Raw genomic sequence first — 16,803 nt, forward strand, 5'->3', positions numbered from 1 at the left:
TAACGAAATTCTTTTTTTTGCGCAAGCTTCAAAATCTTTTTGCAATTGAAGTTCAGAATATTGTATCGTCATTCAGCGAAAATCCCCTTTACTCGCTCTTTATTCAGATGTTATTGCACAAAGCACTGTTCACAAAATCTGCAAAGGGTGTAGAGTGTTCTTCCTTTTCTCTGATTACCTCTATGCTTGCACTTGCAGTGCAACATCTACAGTACGGCGGCGGAACGTATTTTTGCATCACTAAACAGCATACATCTGACGGAGCTAGCTGCAACTGTTTAATTTCATGATTGGCCGGTACTCTTTTGATGGCAAAGGAAGACAAACCTGAGCCGCGCACGATAAAGACGCGGACGGGACCGACGGAAAAACAGAATAATACTACTACTAGGTTCATCTGCAAGGTCTGCGGCGACACTTTTGACGATCAGGATGTTCTCAGGCGGCATGTTGACACGATGCACGAGCAAAAGAGGACGGTGACTGCCACCGAAGTCATCCGGAAGGCATTTGGCGGCAGGATAAACTTTCCAAAAACCAAAGCCGAGATTGTAAAGGAGGTAGAGGAAAACAAAGAGTCGCTGCCGCTTGAAGTCGTCGATGTCGTACGGAACATGCCGGACAGGAGGTACAACGACGAGGCAGACTTTGTACGCGGAATAAAAGACTACACCGGCGGCTCAATTGCAGAATAACGGCCGGCTGCATGCATGCTAATAACGTCATTATGGCGAAGGTGATGACTACGCAAATTTATCCCCTAAATCCTAGCAAGTGATGTTGCTGCCGTAATTGTCGCTGCAATAACCAAACGTGATTATAGAATATTGGAGGAATCTACTGAGCTTGATGGCCCCGCCGGGTGATGAAAACCTAAAGTTCTAGGGAGAATGACCCCGGCGGAGCCTGACTTCATTATTGCAAGCTACACACCGCCATTATTTCTTAAAAAAGTATACACAGCAAGCAGATGCAAAACTCATTAAGATAACGGAATCGGAAGTTCAACAGAAACTTTGTTTGGCTTGTCGTAACATCTGCCAAAGACATCCTGATGCTACACAAAAGCTTGCACATTATTCTAGAGGATGGTGGTGCAGGCTATGTGAGAGATCTTTTACCATAGGACCGCGCTGTCCATGCTGTGGAATGTTAATGAGAGCAGCCACGCGACGTGCCAAAGGAAAGGTGAAAGACCATGTGCCAGATATCTTGCGGACCATGTCTACACAGCGATTCAGCGTGGCGGCCTAGCTCAGGTATAAGCAAGCAAATCAAAGAATTCTGGCCCATCCCCGTCGACTAATGGAGGCATACTGAGGATAAACTTATGGCGGGAATGGACCTCCATTGCAGGCTGTTGACGTCTGTCGGCATAGTACCTTCGTCTGGCTATCCTTAAAGAATTTTGTATACAGTGCAAACTGTACCAGTTAAGGACACAACAAGATAGCTAAGGAATCAAGGCAAAATCCATTCTCTACCTTGATTCATAGGTCCTGCTCTTTCTTTAGCAATCCTTTGTGCTTTTCTTGGATGGATGTATGTTATCCCTTTCAATAGGTCTCGTGCTTGAACCTCATTCAGGCGCTTAACAAAGTCCACACTTACGCCCATCTCTATCAGCGTTGTCCTGGGAGAATCATCATCCTTGTTGGTCGTAGAGGCTAGTAACTCGGTACTTCGTGACTTTGGCATCTCCTCTTTCTCTCTCTTTCTCTCATCGACGGGAGACTACTCTTATGTATATGAGGCTAAGAGTTCTACTAGACGTAGCTTACTATAAAAAATACCAGAAAAAGGGGATATGCTTGGCAACCTATGAGATAATGCACCAAGGCAGCTAATCAGCTCGGTTCTGTTGCAAAGGCGACTGATTTCGGGGCGCGTTGCAATTCGACTGATGACAAGCCAACTTAGAGCCAGAATTGGCAATATCCAAACGTTTGGACAAACTCCTATATCTTTGGCGACCACGTAGAGAACTATGCGCATTGGTAGGACAGTCGGCACAATATCCTTAGTAGTCATAGTATTGACAGGAGCGACAGTATTAGTTTTATTATCGACATGGAACATCGCAGAGAGCGGCTCTGCCTTTGCCTCTGAAATGACTGACATACAAACGGAATCAAACGATGAGGAAAAAGTGCCTACAAGTGTCAATGAGTTTTATCCGGTTATCACAGAAAGATGGACTGGTCCTAACGTTACCGCCGTAACCAATGAAATGGAAGCAACGTACACAGCTAATTTTGATGTAAAGTTTCCAAGAGAGATGCCATCAAGCAATTACAAACTTCAGCTTGGACTTGTTAGTCATGAATATGGTAATCATAACTACGATGACAACAACCATGTGTTTCTCTTTTACTCTGAGGAGCGTATTACAAATAAACTGACATTGAACCAATTCTGGGAGCAGGGTGGAATCTGGGTTGTTTACAACAAGAATCTTACAATGGTTCAAAACAATTTTCCAGAATCTAAAGGCTCTGAAAATTATGGCGAATGGAACCCGACATGGTTCAATTTGACAGACACGCTTATTGCAGCCAAAGAATCAGGGATGGATGTCTATGAGACTGAGATTAATGGACACTACGTAGTTGCCATAGAAGCTCAGGATAGAGAGTTTCAGGGATTTACTGTCCATGACCCTGCTCAGGTGGAGTTTATGGCTGGAAACACGCATGTCATGCTGCGAGGATACCAAGATACTGAAGAGCTGATAGAAATAGCGGAGTCGATGTGGTTTGATCCAAGTTGACCTTCGCCATCATGAATGGCTCTAGCTATCCTTTTTCTCTTTCGCCGCCAATCGCATGAGGGCTTCGGGTTATCATTTATTTCGTCGTGAAATAGAACAATCTCCAAAAGTGCTTTAGCATTATCATAATAAACAAACCCAACGAAGGTACACCAACGTCTTCTGTGTTCATCATACCCGCGCCTGACATCTATTGGCTAGGACTCTTAAGGGGAGGATGTTGGCGCGGGTAATTATACTCTTCAACAAGAAATCAGAAAGGTCAGGGTTGGCTGGCGCAAATTGCAAGCCAATGCCTGCAGTCCAGCCCGTGCCTGACCCCACAAATGGAGTTTGTTGTACTCTCTCAGCTTCGCATTCATGCATTTAAGGAAAGAGTCTAAGAAATTGAGACCGTCGCGATAGTGAATCTAAACACTTGTAGATACAAGCTTTGATGGCATAACAAGGTTAATCGAGTGTTTTATAATGCTGCTTCGAAGAAGGAATACTACATATACCCCATGTTAGCGGTCTTGCCCCTGACTGCTAGTGCTGTGGTTTTCATTGTCGGAGAGACAGGACCATTAAACAATCTGCGTCATCAAGGCTTCAACCAAATTCCTAACCCTTTCTGTATTCTTGTCGAAATCTGGCCTGAAATAATGCCGGGCAAAAACAGTCTTTGGTATTCTACCTTGAAGCAGGTCAATAAGCTCAGACTCGATGCCATTCATGCGAAGATAGGTGGAGAATATCTTGCGACAATAGCCCATGTTCAATGAAGTCTCTCCTCTTTAGCATTAGCCTAAATGCATTATATCCGCAGTCAGGTGAGTCTTTCGCCAGCTTGAGTATTTCCTCTGTTACGAGGCTGATGAAAGCCTTCTTTGTACGGCGTACGAAGATTGAAGGATATTGGAAGTGCTCCAAAGTCAGGCGGCCTTTGTTTAGGTACTTGGCGGGATCATTTTGGATAAGATGGATGCTCTGAAATGCTTCATCAAGACGCAAACCGGTCAGCGTACAAAAGCGAAGGATATTGGCATAGTCAGAAGGAATCGTCCTGCAAGTATCCGAAAGCCACGTAAGCATGATTTCCTACTTGTTCTTTCCACCATAGATTTCATTGAATGCATATAGCCCATCATCAATCGACCATTTCAGTTGGTACTGTTCTTTGATAGTCTTCCAGTCAGCATAACAGCCATAGTATTTTGACAGGTTAGCCAACGCTCGCATGGCATGTTGTCTATTCTTTGGTGTCAATGTCAGAAGCTCCGAAGCATTTCCAATTTGCAGAATGTATTCGTACTTCCTTGCAAATCTGATTAGTCGACTAGCTATTCCTTTTCATCTCTCTTTGTTTATCCAATTCTGAAATCCATCAAAACTAGGTGGGATTCGGAGACACGAGCTGCCATTACTGGTGGGTTTCAAAGATCCGGCGATTTAGGTTCCTAGGACTCAAGAGCAGCACGATGGTTCTGTCAGCCATAGGTATGGAATCTGTGACCCTTGAAATCACATGCAAGGCTGGCTGAATTATTATTGAATTAGCCATCATAGAAATATGTCCCATAATCAAGTGGGGATGGGGGTACAAAATGCAGCTGCATTACCAACAGCAGAACTCAAGATGAATAATTTTTTTTAAAAAGGTTAGAAAAAAGAAAAAGAGAAGGTGCCCACCCCTCATCATCTGTTTGACGTTTGTGGGCTTTATTGTCTGCGCGATCGCTCTAGGTCGTTACCTCGTTCTTAACTAGTCATGTTTCCGCCAGTCTGGTTTCCGCCGGTCATGTTTCCACCTGGAGCTGGAGGTGCTGGAGGCGGTGCTTGGTCTGGATTTCCTTCAAATGCTGTTGAGGTTGTGTTTCCGCCAGTCTGGTTTCCACCCGGCATTGTCGCGTTTTGAGCAAAAGCAACCGGTGTTGCTATCGCCAGTGATACGACGACAAAGCCTGCAGCTAGCAACGCAAAGGTGAATGCCTTTTTGTTTCCTGTTAGACTTGACATCGCTGAAATATTCAACAATACTGATTATAAAGGCTTGAGCAAAAATGATAGGTATCGAGATTATGAGGAACATTTAGGGCAAAATTTGTAAATCATTATTTTGACTGTAATATGTCTGGAAGCTTTTCCGGCCTTATTTTTCCATTTGATGCAACTTTGTGTATGTTTTTTGCAATCCTGCGCAACTATGGAGATTCGGCACGAGAAAAATGAACGCAAACAGTTTGAAAAAAAGAGAGAGAAATAAAAAAGGGGGGAAAGATTAAAACCGCGTCAAAAAACGCCTCCGATCCCAAGATCGCCCATGGGCGTGCCTTCCGAAGTGGTAAGTATGCTTCCTGTTCTTGGGTCCACAACTACCTGAAAGAGCATTCCATCGTTTACATTGACCACGGTGATATTGTACACTGGATTGCCCTGCATCACCTCAAAGCTGCCTGCAATTGCTGCGCCGTTGGCAAATTGCCCTTCTGCAGTGCTGGCAGCGTCCACAAGCGTCGCAGTCAAGTTTCCGGCATTTGACAAATTCTCTCCTACTTGACCGATTGTGCTTAGAGGTCTTGCTTCAGAAGTACCAAGTACCCTTCCATTGCTTGGATCGATGAACACGCTGTAGACAGTGCTATTGTCCAAGTTGGCTACTGTGGTGTTGTAAACTAGAAAGCTCTGCACTACATCAAGATGACCCGAGACTACGGTTCCGTTGGCGACCTGATTCTCTGCCGTATCTGATGCATCGACAAACGTTGCGTTCAGGTTTTCATTCAAGAAATCCTTTGCTGCCTGCTTGGCGTTTATAGTGCCGTTTGTCTGAAGAGAAAATGATGATGTTTGCTGCGTGGCATTACCTTCTGTCGGATTGACTGGAACTTGTGCAGAAGCAGAAGGCATAGTTACTACTACTGCTGCCAATGATGCAACTGCAAAGCCAATAGCCGACAACAGAGCGGGAATAAACAACCTCTTCTTTTCGTTTCCTGTTAGGCCTGACATTACTACATTCTTGTAGCTATGATTTTAAAGAATTGAGAAAAAATAGTAGTTAAGAAAATTACTGAAAACTCTGCTAGAATCTACCGGTTGCTTTGCCGTATTGTTATTATCTGTTATTGCTACTATTGTTGTTATTATTATTTGCAGGTTCGTCCTCGTCAAATTTCTTGTCAATTTCCTCTTGGAGCTTTTTGTACCTGTCGTATTTCTTGGTCCACTTGGAAAGCACAAGCCACTGCCTTATGCCAATTCCAAGCCACACTATGGACACTATCCATGGAAGCTGCCTGAGAAATACCCTTTCCTGGTGTATCTCACGAAATCCTCCCGGGCCCGGCATGAAAGGCTCTGTAAGGGCGTTTACAATCAGAAACGTCAAAGGCGGCACTATCATCCCTGTCAGGACCATGACGATGAACAGCCGCTTTGTCCTGTTGAGCTCAAAAATTATGCCGTCTATTATCTTGAAGAGGTTCTCGCTCTTGTGGCTTTTACCTTCGTCACTAGACAATTCCCGGATTGCCCTCCTCAATTGATGTGCAAACAGAAAACTTTTCTTCAATCATTTGTTGTGGTATCGCCCCTTGGAAACAGTTCTTCGTACGGCTCTAGGACCGCCCTGAGTATCTCCTTTCCTTTTTCAGAGACGCTGTATTTTATTATCATCTTGCTCCCCCACGGCTCTTCTTTTCTGTTTATCATGCCCTTGTTGACCATCTCGTCAAGTATTTCCCTGTGCTTTGCGTTGTTGAGGCCACAGTAGCTCATGAGTTTACTCTGGTTCAACTCTCCATGCTCGTACAGCTTGAGTATGATGTCCTTCCTGATGTAGATCCTTTCTCGATATTCATGCACCAATTCAACTCATGCAGTAATTGCCTATTCTCTTCATTCTGCCTTGTTTGCTCTCTATATAAATAAGTGATCATGCTTTCTGTTTCTTCTCTCAGAAGCGAGATGACGACAATAGCGCAATTCATGGATCAAAAAATGTCTTTCTTGCATCCTAAAAAGTACAAAGGTAACTATGTTACTTGTCATTTGTAAACAACGCTTATTACAAAACTTTCTTACATTTTTCTTCTGGGTATGGCAATGGCTACAAAAAGAGTATTGTATTATGCTGCAGCCGCTGCCACTGCAGTAGGGGGCATCCTTCACCTCATTCTTGCTCCAAACATGCTTGGGTTCAACATTAACACGGGCCTATTTTTCCTCATAGGCGGGATTGCCCAGCTCTTCTGGGTCGTGCCGATGGTGAAAAGGTGGGGCAGACCGTGGTACGCAATAGGCATTGGCGGCACCGCGGTCTTGGTGGCGGTGTACTTTATCACGAGAATGCCGGGAAACCCGATCACCGGCAGGGGAGGCGGCGTGAATTCGATGGCAATTGCAGTCGAGGTCGCGCAGCTGGTGTTCATCGGCCTGTGCATTGCGATTCTTGCAATGGCCGGGAAAAAGAAAGAAGAAGAGGAAGAAGAGGTCAACAAAAATGACAAAGCCGGAATCTGACAAAGCGCAAGACATCACAGCAGTCCAGACTAACGATATAGCGCTGGAAGCAAGGGACCTGTACAAAGTGTTTGACTCGGCCGCCGGCAAAGTGGTAGCCCTCAAGCACGCGACGTTTACAGTGCACAAAGGCGAGTTTGTGGCCATAGTCGGGCCTTCCGGAAGCGGCAAGTCCACTCTGCTCAACCTGCTCGGAGCCCTTGACAGGCCCACTTCGGGCAAGGTGATTATAAACGGAGTAGACATTTTTTCGCTTGATGATCAGGAAATAGCTACGATGAGGAACAAGCTCATCGGCTTTATCTTCCAGTCGTACAACCTGATAAACAGGACAACGGTCCTCAGAAACGTCGAGCTTCCCGCAATCGTGATGGAGATAGACAAGGAAGAAAGGCGCAACAGGGCGCTAAAAGTGCTTGAAGTGCTGGGAATAAAGGACAAGGCAAACTTCAAGCCAACGAACCTGAGTGGCGGCCAGCAGCAGCGAGTCGCCATTGCAAGATCGCTTATGAACAACCCTGCAATACTGCTTGCGGACGAGCCGACAGGAAACCTTGACACCAAGACTGGAAACGAGGTTTTTGCACTCTTGAAGATGTTGTCGCACAAGTTCCGCATGACCATAGTCATGGTGACGCACAACCCCGAGCTGGCAGCGGCAACTGACCGGGCCATCTACGTCAGGGACGGCGGCATTGAAAAGGAGGTTCGAAACCTATGATGTCATCCTATACTGGCAAGAGGAACACTGGCGCGCAGATCCTGTCGATTTTATTGATCGGAACTCTGCTCTTTTCCCTTTCATCCGCTCTGAAAAACGCAAGCGCGGAGGGTGATCTGCCGCAACCATCCGAGAGGCAGATCATCGACGGTTCAGTGAGCGGCCCCGCATTTCTAAACGCGTACTGGACCGACCGTAGCGCAAGCACCTCGACCGCGGATGTCAGAAAGGAAGTCGGGCCAGGAGATGGCGCATCGACTCTGGCCGTGGTAATGGTGAACAGGGGATTCTCTGCAATCACAGGCATTACCGGTTCGCTCACCCTGCCGCAGGGGTTCTCGTCCAACGGGCGGGCTTCTTCTAGCGACACTGCCGTTGCCACCGTTGACAGCGTGGTAGACGCAGGCCAGACGTTTATCCTGTACTTTGACCTTGACGTCTCTGACAGCACCCGCGTTGGGACGTACAACACGGCGCTAAAGGTGGAATACCAGAGGTTGTATGAAACCGGGAGCCCGCGGACCAGCGAGGACACAATCCCATTCAGGTTGACGGGTAAGGTCATCCTTGACCCAGTCGCAGTAACCCATAACCTGGTCCCAGGCGTGTCAAACAACGTCGACATTGCGATAAGGAACACGGGCAGCGCGCCTGCGACCGGCGTGATAGTATCAATGACCGGCATCAGCATAAACGGCGGGTCGACAAGCACCATTGAAAGCTCCTCGGGATCAACAATCCGGCCGCAGATAACCAACTTTGGGACAAACACCTTTACCATCGGCACCATACCGGCAAGATCAAACGCCACGTTTACCACCGCTCTCTTTCCCAACATATCTGCAGGCGGAAACACTGCTGGCATACAATTGCAAATCACGTACAACGACGCTACAGGCAGTGCCAAGACCCTGACCCCTGCGGTAGGCGTCATCGTGCTGCAAAATGCGCCTTCTATCATTGCCGTGAGGGCTTCGTCAGGAGAGAACCAGACTGATAACCGCATAGTTGCCGGCAAGGCAGACAACTTTGTCCTTGAAATCGCAAACAAGGGCACCAGCCTGATAACAAATGCGGTCGTGACCATGCAGTCATCATCGACTTCGTTGAACATACTTGGCGATTCAAAGTGGGCTGTAGATCAAATCGAACCTGGCTCGCAGGCCAAGCTTGAAACTCAGGTGTTTGCATCAACCTCGCTTATCGGCAACCCTGCAACGTTTGACGTAACGATTGACTATATTCTGGACGGGTCGCCCAAGACGGAAAAGTACGTCCTTGGGACATATGTTGACGGCGAAATATCGCTCCGCATCTATGATTTGTCAATTAACTACGTCGGAGCAACGCCTACCCTCGTCGGCAACATACTCAATGAGGGCAACACTGCGGCATTTTTCACAACCATCGAGCTGGTGCAAACACCTGGACAAAACCAGCTTGCCACGCGGGGCAACTTTACCGGCGCCGGCGAGTTCAATCCGCAACAACAACCGCAGCAGAACAACAACTCGCCAGGCGGCAACGGGCAATCCAATCCACTCGGTTCCCTGTTCCCACAACAACAGAACAATGCCGCGAACAATAACAATGGCAACGGCAATGGGGGCGGACAATTCCGCAGAAACAACAACAACACTGCCTTTGCTCCTCCTGCCCCGCAGTACCTCGGCGACCTGACTGCAAACTCACCACTTCCATTCAGCATACCGCTGAACATCCAGCGCGCTGAACCTGGCACTTTGTATCCAGTAACTGTCAAGATTACCTACAAGGATAACCTGAGGAACTCCCACGAGTTTGTGACCAGCGGAAACGCCGTTGTCGCATCGCAGCAGCAGGTGGCGAACATAACTCTTGGCGGGCGGACCCAGAACCCTGTCGGAGGTCCATTATTCATGCTGATAATAGTAGGTGCCGCGATTGGCGCAGCTACAGCCGCCTTCTTTGTCATCAGGAAAAAGCGTGCAAAAAACAAGAAGAAGCTAAACACCCCGGGAAACGGTCCTGACAAGCGAAAGAACATCGAAGACATACTTGAAAACCCTGCCGCCACTGACGTAGCAAAGACGAAGGATGATCCGTCAACAACAACAAAGTGATGCGCAGTGAAAATAGACGACATCTACTATCTCTCCTTTGAAGCTCTCCGGGACAGAAAGGTCCGCTCTGCCCTGACTATACTGATGGTAGTCGTCGGAAGCTCCCTCATGGTCGCACTCAATGGACTTACTGCAGGATTTGGAGTATTTATCGAAAAGCAATTCAGCAACCTGGCAAGCAATGTCCTCACCCTGACCAACTCCGGCGGAGGCGGCAATTTTGGTGGCGGCGGTGGCGGAGGAGGCGTTGTCATTTCTGCCGGCGGCCAGCCGCAATCATCCGGCACCATAGTCAACTTTAACGCCGCAGTCGTCACAAAGGTAAAGACGCTCCCGCTTGTAAACGACGTTATACCGACGTACCAGGGACGCGTAACTCTAGAGTCGCAGGGCAAGTCGAGGGGCGTTTCTGTGTTTGCCATAGCTCCTGAGAAACTGACGACCATTGCGCCTACGATACAATACAAAGAGGGCGCTGAACTGAAGGCAAACGACCCCACGGGGATGGTCGTGGCAGACCTAATCGCCAACCCTGAAGGCCAGCCGACCCCCTTTCTCGTAGTCGGCCAGACAGTCAAGGCGTCGTACTCATTTACTGATCCGTATACAGGCGAGGACAAGCAAGAGTCAAGGTCGTTCATAATAAGAGGCATAATGGCCCAGACGGGAAACCCGAACATCGACAGGGCCATCATAATAAGCCCTGAAATCGCAAACTCGCTCCTTCACAAGAACGGGAGGTATGACTCGCTCATGGTGGTCGTGCCGTCGCCGGACGATGTCAGCACGGTGCAGGATGAAATCCGCGTGATCTATGGCAACGGAGTCGGCATCAGCACCCCGCAGGCAGTGCTGCAGGCAAGGCAGCAGTTCACGTCCGGCTTTAGCTCCTTTATCCTTGCCATAGCTCTTGTCGCGCTGGTCGTAGGCGCAGTCGGCATCGTGACTACGCTCTACACTTCAGTGACAGAGAGGATCCGCGAAATCGGCACGATAAAGGCAATCGGAGCCCTCAACAAGGACATACTCTTGATTTTCATAAGCGAGGCCTCGATAATAGGAGTCATGGGAGCCACGCTCGGGCTGGTATTTGGGATTGCCACAGGGTCCCTCCTGACAGGCGCATTCAGTTTTGGACCAAGACCAGGCGGCGGCCAGGACATTTCGCCGGTGTATCTGCCAACCGACCTTCTGTACGTGTGGGGTCTGTCGGTAGGGCTGAGCCTTCTGGCCGGCATTTATCCTGCATGGAAGGCATCGCGGCTAGAGCCTATTGTGGCATTGAGGCGGGACTGAGATAATAATGGCTGCGCCCTGACATGCCTCTTTATTGCTTATACACGGGCTTGTCAGATGGCACAAACTTGTCAAGGATTCTCTGCGCGCGCTCTGGCTCGGTGCGCAGCACCTCTCTGATAATTTTTTGCACTTGCTCAAGGGTGTAAAAGTAGTCTCCCTTGCGAAACCAGACATCATCTCCCTTGAGGCCAAATAGCTCGTGCAGTTCCATCGTCTGCAGCTTGAAGATGGATTCTGCAATATTGAATACTTGCTAGTTTTCTCACTTGCGAGAATCGTTACACAAGGTATGTGTGTGTATAGCTAGCTTTATTTGCGCACCCTTGTTTTTCCTAGTCCAAATTCGTCGTGCAGGGCGTTTACTGCGCCCTCGCAGTCGCTGTCGTTTACTACAAAAGCGAGGTTAAGCTCCGACGAGCCCTGCGCTATCATTATGACGTTTATCTTGCGCTTTGCAACTGCGCCAAACACCTTTGCCGCCACCCCTTTTATCCCGCGCATACCAGAGCCTACCACCGCAATTACCGCAACGTCGTCGCTCACGTTCACCTGCTTTATCACCTTGCCAAGCAGGTTCAGTTCAAGCGTGGTAGTCGCCTTGTCAAGGTCGCTCTTGCGCACCACCATTGATATGCTCGATTCCGACGGGCTCTGAGATATCATCATGATGTTCACCCTGTTCTTGGCAAGCGTGTCAAAGATCTTGGCCGCAGTCCCGGGCGCACCCACCATGCCGCCTCCGCTCACGTCGATTAGCGCGGTGTGGCGTATTGCGCTTACCGACTTTACTATCTTTTGCGAGTCGCGGCTAGGGTTTTGCGTGATTACCGTGCCGGGATGCTTGACGTTGAACGTGTTGCGTATGCGTATTGGGATCTTGGTGTCCATGACAGGTTCAAGGGCCCTTGGGTGCATGTACTTGGCTCCAAAGAGCGCCATCTCCATCGCCTCTGCAAACGAGACCTCTTTTAGAACCTGCGCGCCTTTCACTATCTTGGGGTCGGCAGTCATCAGGCCGTCAACGTCGCTCCACAGCCACACCTCGCTTGCGCCAATGCTTGCCGCGACTATGGTTGCGGTATAGTCAGAGCCCCCGCGCCCTATAGTAGTCGTGTTGCCGTGCTGGTCGGCGCCGATAAAGCCGGTTATCACCGGCACCGCTCCGCGCTTTGTTACCGGGCCCAGCCTGTGGCTTACGCGCAGTTTTGTAGTATCCATGAGCGGACGGGCCTCGCCAAAATTGGAATCTGTCACGATGCCGGCCTCCTTGCCGGTGAGGTATTCCGAGTCGACGCCCATGTCTGCAAGTGCGTACGCGACTATGGGTGTGGATAGGCGCTCGCCAAACGACATCAGGTAGTCAAGGGACTTGGGAGTCACCTCGCCCAGAAGGACGATTCCTCCAAGCACGTCTTCAAGCTCGCCGATGGTTTTTTTCATGCTTGCAAGCGCATCCTCCCTCAATTTCTTGTCGGATATTGCGCCGTTTACAATGTCAGTGTGAGTCTTTAACGACTTTTTTACGAAATCCTCGATTGAGGTGCGGTCGCCACGCCTCACGCTGTCTGCTATTGACAAGAGTCCGTCGGTCATGCCCCTGACTGCCGAGACGACGCAAACAACGTCGTTTCCCGCCTTGTGGGATTTTATCAGCTGCGCCACATGCCGGACCTTGTCTGGCGAGTCCACCGCCGTCCCGCCAAACTTCATCACGATTATCATTACAAAGTCAGTCCTGTACACGGGGTGCCAGGTAGAAATGTATGCGGCCGACGTTTGCTATCTTGAACTCTAGCCTGAGGGGCATCTTGCTCGAATATTCTGCAGCGACAGAGCCTCCCATCGCAATGACTGCCTTTGTTATCTTGCTTAGGTAATCAAGGCTGTACGTCGCCTTGCTGTCCTCCTTGACTGCAAGCTCTTCAAGCCCCTCGTTTCCTGCTTCAAGCGTCACACTTGCCTCGCCCGAGTCGCCCTTGCCTGCAAAGTTTATCCTGCCAGACTTGCTCTCAAGGGAGATGAACTCTGACACCACCTGGACGTCTGACAGCACCTTGTCAAACGCTACCGCCGAAAGCACCGCCTTTGAGTTAAAGTTGAGCTTTGGCAGCGGCGTCGAGCTGGCCGAGCTCTCTATGAGCCGGGTCTTGTACTCGCGCTTGTAGCCGTTCTGCATCCTTACATGCAGCATGCTGTCGTCGCTCAGCAGTATCTCGACAGTGTCCTTCTTGTCCGCCCTCTTGACCAGCTTTGAGAATTCGTCTACGCGGATCCCAAACTTGACTGCGCTGTCGCACTCGTACTTTTCAAAGGCCGCAGCAGGCCAAAAGATGTCGATAAGCGCGATGTGAGACGGGTCCATCCCGCGAAAAGAGATACCCTCTGCTGTCGCTTCAAACGTGGCCTCATCAACCAGCGTCGAGATTGCAGACGCAACGGCTTTCCACTCATCGGGAGACTTTGTCTTGGCTACAAATACCAAATTAATACTACGGTAGTATGTGGCAGCATATACCGATTTTAAACATTGCTATCCATGCGCCCCTGTCTTGGGCACAAAAAGATCTTGTGGGCTTTTTTAAAAAACCAGCTATAGATCTGCAAGCGTGTTTGCAAATGTTGCAACCTTTTCCAACTCTTAAATATGATGATCTCGATAGTTATCTTGTCAAGTTATTGGACGATCCTTTCGCTGTGGATGTCCAGCATGGCAGTCCAACAGCAGCCGAAACCGCAAGAAGTAGCAGTAGTAGCAGTAGCATGTCAGAGGGCCTGAAAGCAGGCCAGCAGATAGCCAAGATTTCTGTGATAACGCTGGTTGCCATAGGCATAGTCGAACTTGTCGTAGGGCAGATAAGCGGGAGCATTGTTGCAACGGCAGACGGCATTGACTCGCTGTCCGACGCAATGATATCCCTTATCGTTTTTGTTGGGTTGTACCTTGCGACTAGGCCTGCCAACAAGAGATTCCCGTTTGGATATTACAAGGTGGAAAGCTTTGCCGCCCTGCTTGCGGCCATTGGTATGGTTGCAATAGGTGCATTCATACTCTATCACTCGTACGAGTCGTTTGTAAATCCCCACAGGATAGAGCAACCGGTTTTGACCATGGTGGTGCTGGCATCTGCTGGTGGCGTGTCTCTTCACCGGGCGCTTCAGATGAGAAAGATAGCGCGAAAATACGACCTGCTTTCGCTCAAGACGGACGCCAAGAACTCGATAAAGGACGGCTCGGCGTCGATAATTGGTTTTGTCAGCGTGCTTGTCGCCTCGCAATTTGGGTTCCTCCAGATGGACGCAATAGGCGGTATGATAATAGCAGGCTACATTTTCTCTGTCGCGTATTTCTCACTGAGGCAGTCGTCTCTTACTCTCGTTGACGCATGGCAGAACCCTGGGACGTCTGACAAGGTAAAACAGCTTATCGAGTCCAAGTTCCAGGCAGAGCCGGTGAAGGTCAGGTCGGTGTTTCTGAGGCCAACCGGCATGATGGCACATGCAGAAGTGCACCTTGAGGTTGACGGAGACAAGAAACTGCAAGATTTCGAATCGCTATCCTTCCAGGTCCAGAGCCTCATCCGTTCCAAGTTCAGGCTGATTGACAGGATATCCGTGATACCGCACCCTCTGACTTTTGACGGCGGCGGAAAAAAGAAGGGCACGACAACGGCCTAGAAGAAGAAAGGAAACAGAAAGTCTTTAACAAATGAGCTGTATCTTTTTTCCGTCGTGAAGTTTCTCTTCGTGTCGCCAGAAGCCCTGAGCCTTGACCTTGCATACCGAATAGTGCAGGAAGGGCACGAGGTAAAGTTCTGCGTGCAGAGCGAGACCGAAAAGGACGTGGGCGATGGCTTTGTGGAAAAGGCCGACAAATGGGAGGACCACGTTTTGTGGGCAGACGTCATAGTGTTTGACGACATTGGCTTTGGAAGGGCCGCAGAGAAGCTGCGCGCAGAAGGCAAGAAGGTAGTGGGCGGGAGCGCCTACACTGACAGGCTTGAAAGCGACAGGGAATTTGGCCAGAACGAGCTTGCCCGGGCCGGCGTCTCGACGCTTCAGGGCCGGACGTTTTCTGACTTTGAGGAGGCGATAAATTTCGTGCAGGCCAACCCGTCGCGGTACGTGATAAAGCCAAGCGGCAAGGCGCAGAACGATAAAGAGCTCCTGTTCGTGGGGCAGGAGGCCGACGGAAACGACGTGATAAACGTCCTTGCGCACTACAAGAAGCACTGGTCAAGCAAGATACGGGTCTTTCAGATCCAGCAGTTTGCCTCCGGAGTCGAAGTTGCAGTCGGCGCGTTCTTCAACGGCAAGGACTTTGTCAAGCCGATAAACGTGAACTTTGAGCACAAGCGGCTGTTTCCCGGCGACATCGGGCCAAGCACGGGCGAGATGGGAACCTTGGTTTTCTGGACGCACCAGAGCAGGATCTTTGGCCTGACGCTTGAAAAGATGAAGCAGCAGCTGGTCGAGTCCGGCTACATCGGCTACATCGACATAAACTGCATCGCAAACGGGACTGCCATCTACCCGCTGGAGTTCACGTCGCGCTTTGGCTACCCGACAATATCGATACACATGGAAGGGATTACAGGCCAGTGGGGCCAGTTCCTCTACTCGATTGCAAGCGGCCAGAGCGTTGAGCTTGAGGCAAAGAAGGGCTTTCAGATCGGGGTGGTGATCGCCGTGCCTCCGTTTCCATTTACAGACGACAAGACGTTTCGCAAGTTTTCCGAAGACGCGACCGTGCTGTTCAAACAGCCGGACATGGCCGGCGTGCACCTTGGCGAGATAAAAAAGGATGGAAGCGACTGGCGTATTGCAGGGCGCTCCGGTTATGCGCTTGTGGTGACAGGATCTGGCATAACAACGGAAGAGGCGCGCAGGCAGGCGTATAGCAGAGTTGCAAACATCATGATACCAAACATGTTTTACCGCACTGACATTGGGGCAAAGTGGATAAAGGACAGCGACCTGCTTCTTTCGCTTGGATACCTCTAGGCAAGCGCGCTTATGCCGTCGTTTGTGACGACCATCGTTATGGTCGACCGGATGTCGTCTATCTTGCGCAGTTTTGACGATATTATCTCTTTGACCTTGTCCGGGTCGGGGGCTTCTATCTTGACCAGTATGTCATAGACCCCGCGAACCTTGTAGACTTCTTTTACTCCCTCTATCTTGCGCAGCTCTTCTGCAACGTGGCCGTCGGTTCCAAGGCTGGTGTTGACCAGAACAATGACTTTGCGCACAATTATCATAACACAGTCCAAGGATTTAAACTCCCTCTGCGAATCTATACCAAGATTCTATACTTGTATAATGTACTCAAAACATACTTTTCCATTTCTGGAGTAGAGACTTGTACTTGAAAGTACTACCATATAGTCTTGCTTCCTTGTGCACTGTTG

At 49.5% G+C, this 16,803-nt stretch carries 18 protein-coding genes; 8 read left to right on the forward strand and 10 right to left on the reverse strand.

The window, feature by feature from the left end:
* Nucleotides 1-308 precede the first annotated feature (308 nt).
* The gene (locus NTE_RS04005) at nucleotides 309-695 is read left to right on the forward strand and encodes a DUF2795 domain-containing protein (RefSeq protein WP_148699851.1); all 387 of its coding nucleotides are present in this window, start codon (nucleotides 309-311) and stop codon (nucleotides 693-695) included.
* Between the two features lie 766 nt (nucleotides 696-1,461).
* Here the strand turns inward: NTE_RS04005 and NTE_RS17065 are convergent.
* Complete coding sequence (locus NTE_RS17065; protein ID WP_148699852.1) at nucleotides 1,462-1,698, reverse strand: hypothetical protein; 237 nt, start codon at nucleotides 1,696-1,698, stop codon at nucleotides 1,462-1,464.
* Nucleotides 1,699-1,987: 289 nt separating this feature from the next.
* Here NTE_RS17065 and NTE_RS04015 point away from each other — a divergent pair, with 289 nt between their 5' ends.
* Entirely contained in the window at nucleotides 1,988-2,770 is a 783-nt protein-coding gene (locus NTE_RS04015) for a hypothetical protein (protein WP_158385075.1), read from the forward strand.
* A 566-nt stretch (nucleotides 2,771-3,336) separates the two neighbouring features.
* Here NTE_RS04015 and NTE_RS17540 read toward each other — a convergent pair.
* From NTE_RS17540 to NTE_RS04040, 5 genes are all read right to left on the reverse strand, one after another.
* Nucleotides 3,337-3,525 (reverse strand): site-specific integrase, encoded by a 189-nt coding sequence (locus tag NTE_RS17540; protein ID WP_226987249.1) that lies wholly within the window; start codon nucleotides 3,523-3,525, stop codon nucleotides 3,337-3,339.
* A gap of 985 nt (nucleotides 3,526-4,510) precedes the next feature.
* Nucleotides 4,511-4,768: a hypothetical protein gene (locus NTE_RS04025; RefSeq protein ID WP_148699855.1), complete on the reverse strand. Its 258-nt coding sequence runs from the start codon at nucleotides 4,766-4,768 to the stop codon at nucleotides 4,511-4,513.
* A 273-nt stretch (nucleotides 4,769-5,041) separates the two neighbouring features.
* Nucleotides 5,042-5,761 carry a PepSY domain-containing protein gene (locus NTE_RS04030; RefSeq protein WP_148699856.1) on the reverse strand — a complete coding sequence of 240 codons (720 nt, stop codon included), beginning with the start codon at nucleotides 5,759-5,761 and terminating at the stop codon, nucleotides 5,042-5,044.
* A gap of 106 nt (nucleotides 5,762-5,867) precedes the next feature.
* The gene (locus NTE_RS04035) at nucleotides 5,868-6,272 is read right to left on the reverse strand and encodes a hypothetical protein (protein WP_148699857.1); all 405 of its coding nucleotides are present in this window, start codon (nucleotides 6,270-6,272) and stop codon (nucleotides 5,868-5,870) included.
* 47 nt (nucleotides 6,273-6,319) lie between these two features.
* Nucleotides 6,320-6,616 carry a winged helix-turn-helix domain-containing protein gene (locus tag NTE_RS04040; protein WP_226987164.1) on the reverse strand — a complete coding sequence of 99 codons (297 nt, stop codon included), beginning with the start codon at nucleotides 6,614-6,616 and terminating at the stop codon, nucleotides 6,320-6,322.
* 240 nt (nucleotides 6,617-6,856) lie between these two features.
* Here NTE_RS04040 and NTE_RS04045 point away from each other — a divergent pair, with 240 nt between their 5' ends.
* From NTE_RS04045 to NTE_RS04060, 4 genes are read left to right on the forward strand one after another with little or no spacing between them, the layout of a single operon-like run.
* Nucleotides 6,857-7,273, forward strand: coding sequence for a DUF7475 family protein (locus NTE_RS04045; RefSeq protein ID WP_148699859.1), 417 nt, complete (start codon nucleotides 6,857-6,859; stop codon nucleotides 7,271-7,273).
* Nucleotides 7,254-7,994: an ABC transporter ATP-binding protein gene (locus NTE_RS04050; protein WP_148699860.1), complete on the forward strand. Its 741-nt coding sequence runs from the start codon at nucleotides 7,254-7,256 to the stop codon at nucleotides 7,992-7,994. Before NTE_RS04045 ends, NTE_RS04050 begins: the two co-directional genes overlap by 20 nt.
* Nucleotides 7,991-10,096 carry a COG1361 S-layer family protein gene (locus NTE_RS04055; protein WP_148699861.1) on the forward strand — a complete coding sequence of 702 codons (2,106 nt, stop codon included), beginning with the start codon at nucleotides 7,991-7,993 and terminating at the stop codon, nucleotides 10,094-10,096. Before NTE_RS04050 ends, NTE_RS04055 begins: the two co-directional genes overlap by 4 nt.
* Nucleotides 10,097-10,102: 6 nt before the next feature.
* Complete coding sequence (locus NTE_RS04060; protein WP_148699862.1) at nucleotides 10,103-11,392, forward strand: ABC transporter permease; 1,290 nt, start codon at nucleotides 10,103-10,105, stop codon at nucleotides 11,390-11,392.
* 31 nt (nucleotides 11,393-11,423) lie between these two features.
* Here NTE_RS04060 and NTE_RS04065 read toward each other — a convergent pair whose 3' ends face one another.
* The 3 genes from NTE_RS04065 to pcn form a co-directional block, all read right to left on the reverse strand.
* On the reverse strand, nucleotides 11,424-11,606 hold the full coding sequence (locus tag NTE_RS04065; protein WP_148699863.1) for a hypothetical protein: 183 nt from the start codon (nucleotides 11,604-11,606) through the stop codon (nucleotides 11,424-11,426).
* Between the two features lie 98 nt (nucleotides 11,607-11,704).
* The gene (locus NTE_RS04070; RefSeq protein WP_226987165.1) at nucleotides 11,705-13,138 is read right to left on the reverse strand and encodes an aspartate kinase; all 1,434 of its coding nucleotides are present in this window, start codon (nucleotides 13,136-13,138) and stop codon (nucleotides 11,705-11,707) included.
* On the reverse strand, nucleotides 13,125-13,877 hold the full coding sequence (gene pcn, locus NTE_RS04075) for a proliferating cell nuclear antigen (pcna) (RefSeq protein ID WP_148699864.1): 753 nt from the start codon (nucleotides 13,875-13,877) through the stop codon (nucleotides 13,125-13,127). Before pcn ends, NTE_RS04070 begins: the two co-directional genes overlap by 14 nt.
* 194 nt (nucleotides 13,878-14,071) lie before the next feature.
* Here pcn and NTE_RS04080 point away from each other — a divergent pair, with 194 nt between their 5' ends.
* Both NTE_RS04080 and NTE_RS04085 read left to right on the forward strand, forming a co-directional pair.
* A complete protein-coding gene (locus tag NTE_RS04080; RefSeq protein WP_158385077.1) occupies nucleotides 14,072-15,070 on the forward strand; it encodes a cation diffusion facilitator family transporter in 999 nt (332 codons plus the stop codon).
* A gap of 54 nt (nucleotides 15,071-15,124) precedes the next feature.
* Complete coding sequence (locus NTE_RS04085; RefSeq protein ID WP_148699866.1) at nucleotides 15,125-16,396, forward strand: phosphoribosylglycinamide synthetase C domain-containing protein; 1,272 nt, start codon at nucleotides 15,125-15,127, stop codon at nucleotides 16,394-16,396.
* Here the strand turns inward: NTE_RS04085 and NTE_RS04090 are convergent.
* Nucleotides 16,393-16,644, reverse strand: a complete 252-nt coding sequence (locus tag NTE_RS04090) for an Lrp/AsnC family transcriptional regulator (protein WP_226987166.1) — start codon at nucleotides 16,642-16,644, stop codon at nucleotides 16,393-16,395. The two genes, NTE_RS04085 and NTE_RS04090, sit on opposite strands and share 4 nt — an antisense overlap.
* Between the last annotated feature and the right edge of the window lie 159 nt (nucleotides 16,645-16,803).

This window comes from Candidatus Nitrososphaera evergladensis SR1 (assembly GCF_000730285.1).
In the GTDB taxonomy this organism is placed as follows: Archaea; Thermoproteota; Nitrososphaeria; order Nitrososphaerales; family Nitrososphaeraceae; genus Nitrososphaera; species Nitrososphaera evergladensis.

What these genes read in the sequence shown, in the direction of transcription:
- NTE_RS04005 (WP_148699851.1), top strand. Translation starts at nt 309, where the DNA reads ATGGCAAAGGAAGACAAACCTGAGCCGCGCACGATAAAGACGCGGACG.
- NTE_RS17065 (WP_148699852.1), bottom strand. Translation starts at nt 1,698, where the DNA reads ATGCCAAAGTCACGAAGTACCGAGTTACTAGCCTCTACGACCAACAAG.
- NTE_RS04015 (WP_158385075.1), top strand. Translation starts at nt 1,988, where the DNA reads ATGCGCATTGGTAGGACAGTCGGCACAATATCCTTAGTAGTCATAGTA.
- NTE_RS17540 (WP_226987249.1), bottom strand. Translation starts at nt 3,525, where the DNA reads ATGGGCTATTGTCGCAAGATATTCTCCACCTATCTTCGCATGAATGGC.
- NTE_RS04025 (WP_148699855.1), bottom strand. Translation starts at nt 4,768, where the DNA reads ATGTCAAGTCTAACAGGAAACAAAAAGGCATTCACCTTTGCGTTGCTA.
- NTE_RS04030 (WP_148699856.1), bottom strand. Translation starts at nt 5,761, where the DNA reads ATGTCAGGCCTAACAGGAAACGAAAAGAAGAGGTTGTTTATTCCCGCT.
- NTE_RS04045 (WP_148699859.1), top strand. Translation starts at nt 6,857, where the DNA reads ATGGCTACAAAAAGAGTATTGTATTATGCTGCAGCCGCTGCCACTGCA.
- NTE_RS04050 (WP_148699860.1), top strand. Translation starts at nt 7,254, where the DNA reads ATGACAAAGCCGGAATCTGACAAAGCGCAAGACATCACAGCAGTCCAG.
- NTE_RS04055 (WP_148699861.1), top strand. Translation starts at nt 7,991, where the DNA reads ATGATGTCATCCTATACTGGCAAGAGGAACACTGGCGCGCAGATCCTG.
- NTE_RS04065 (WP_148699863.1), bottom strand. Translation starts at nt 11,606, where the DNA reads ATGGAACTGCACGAGCTATTTGGCCTCAAGGGAGATGATGTCTGGTTT.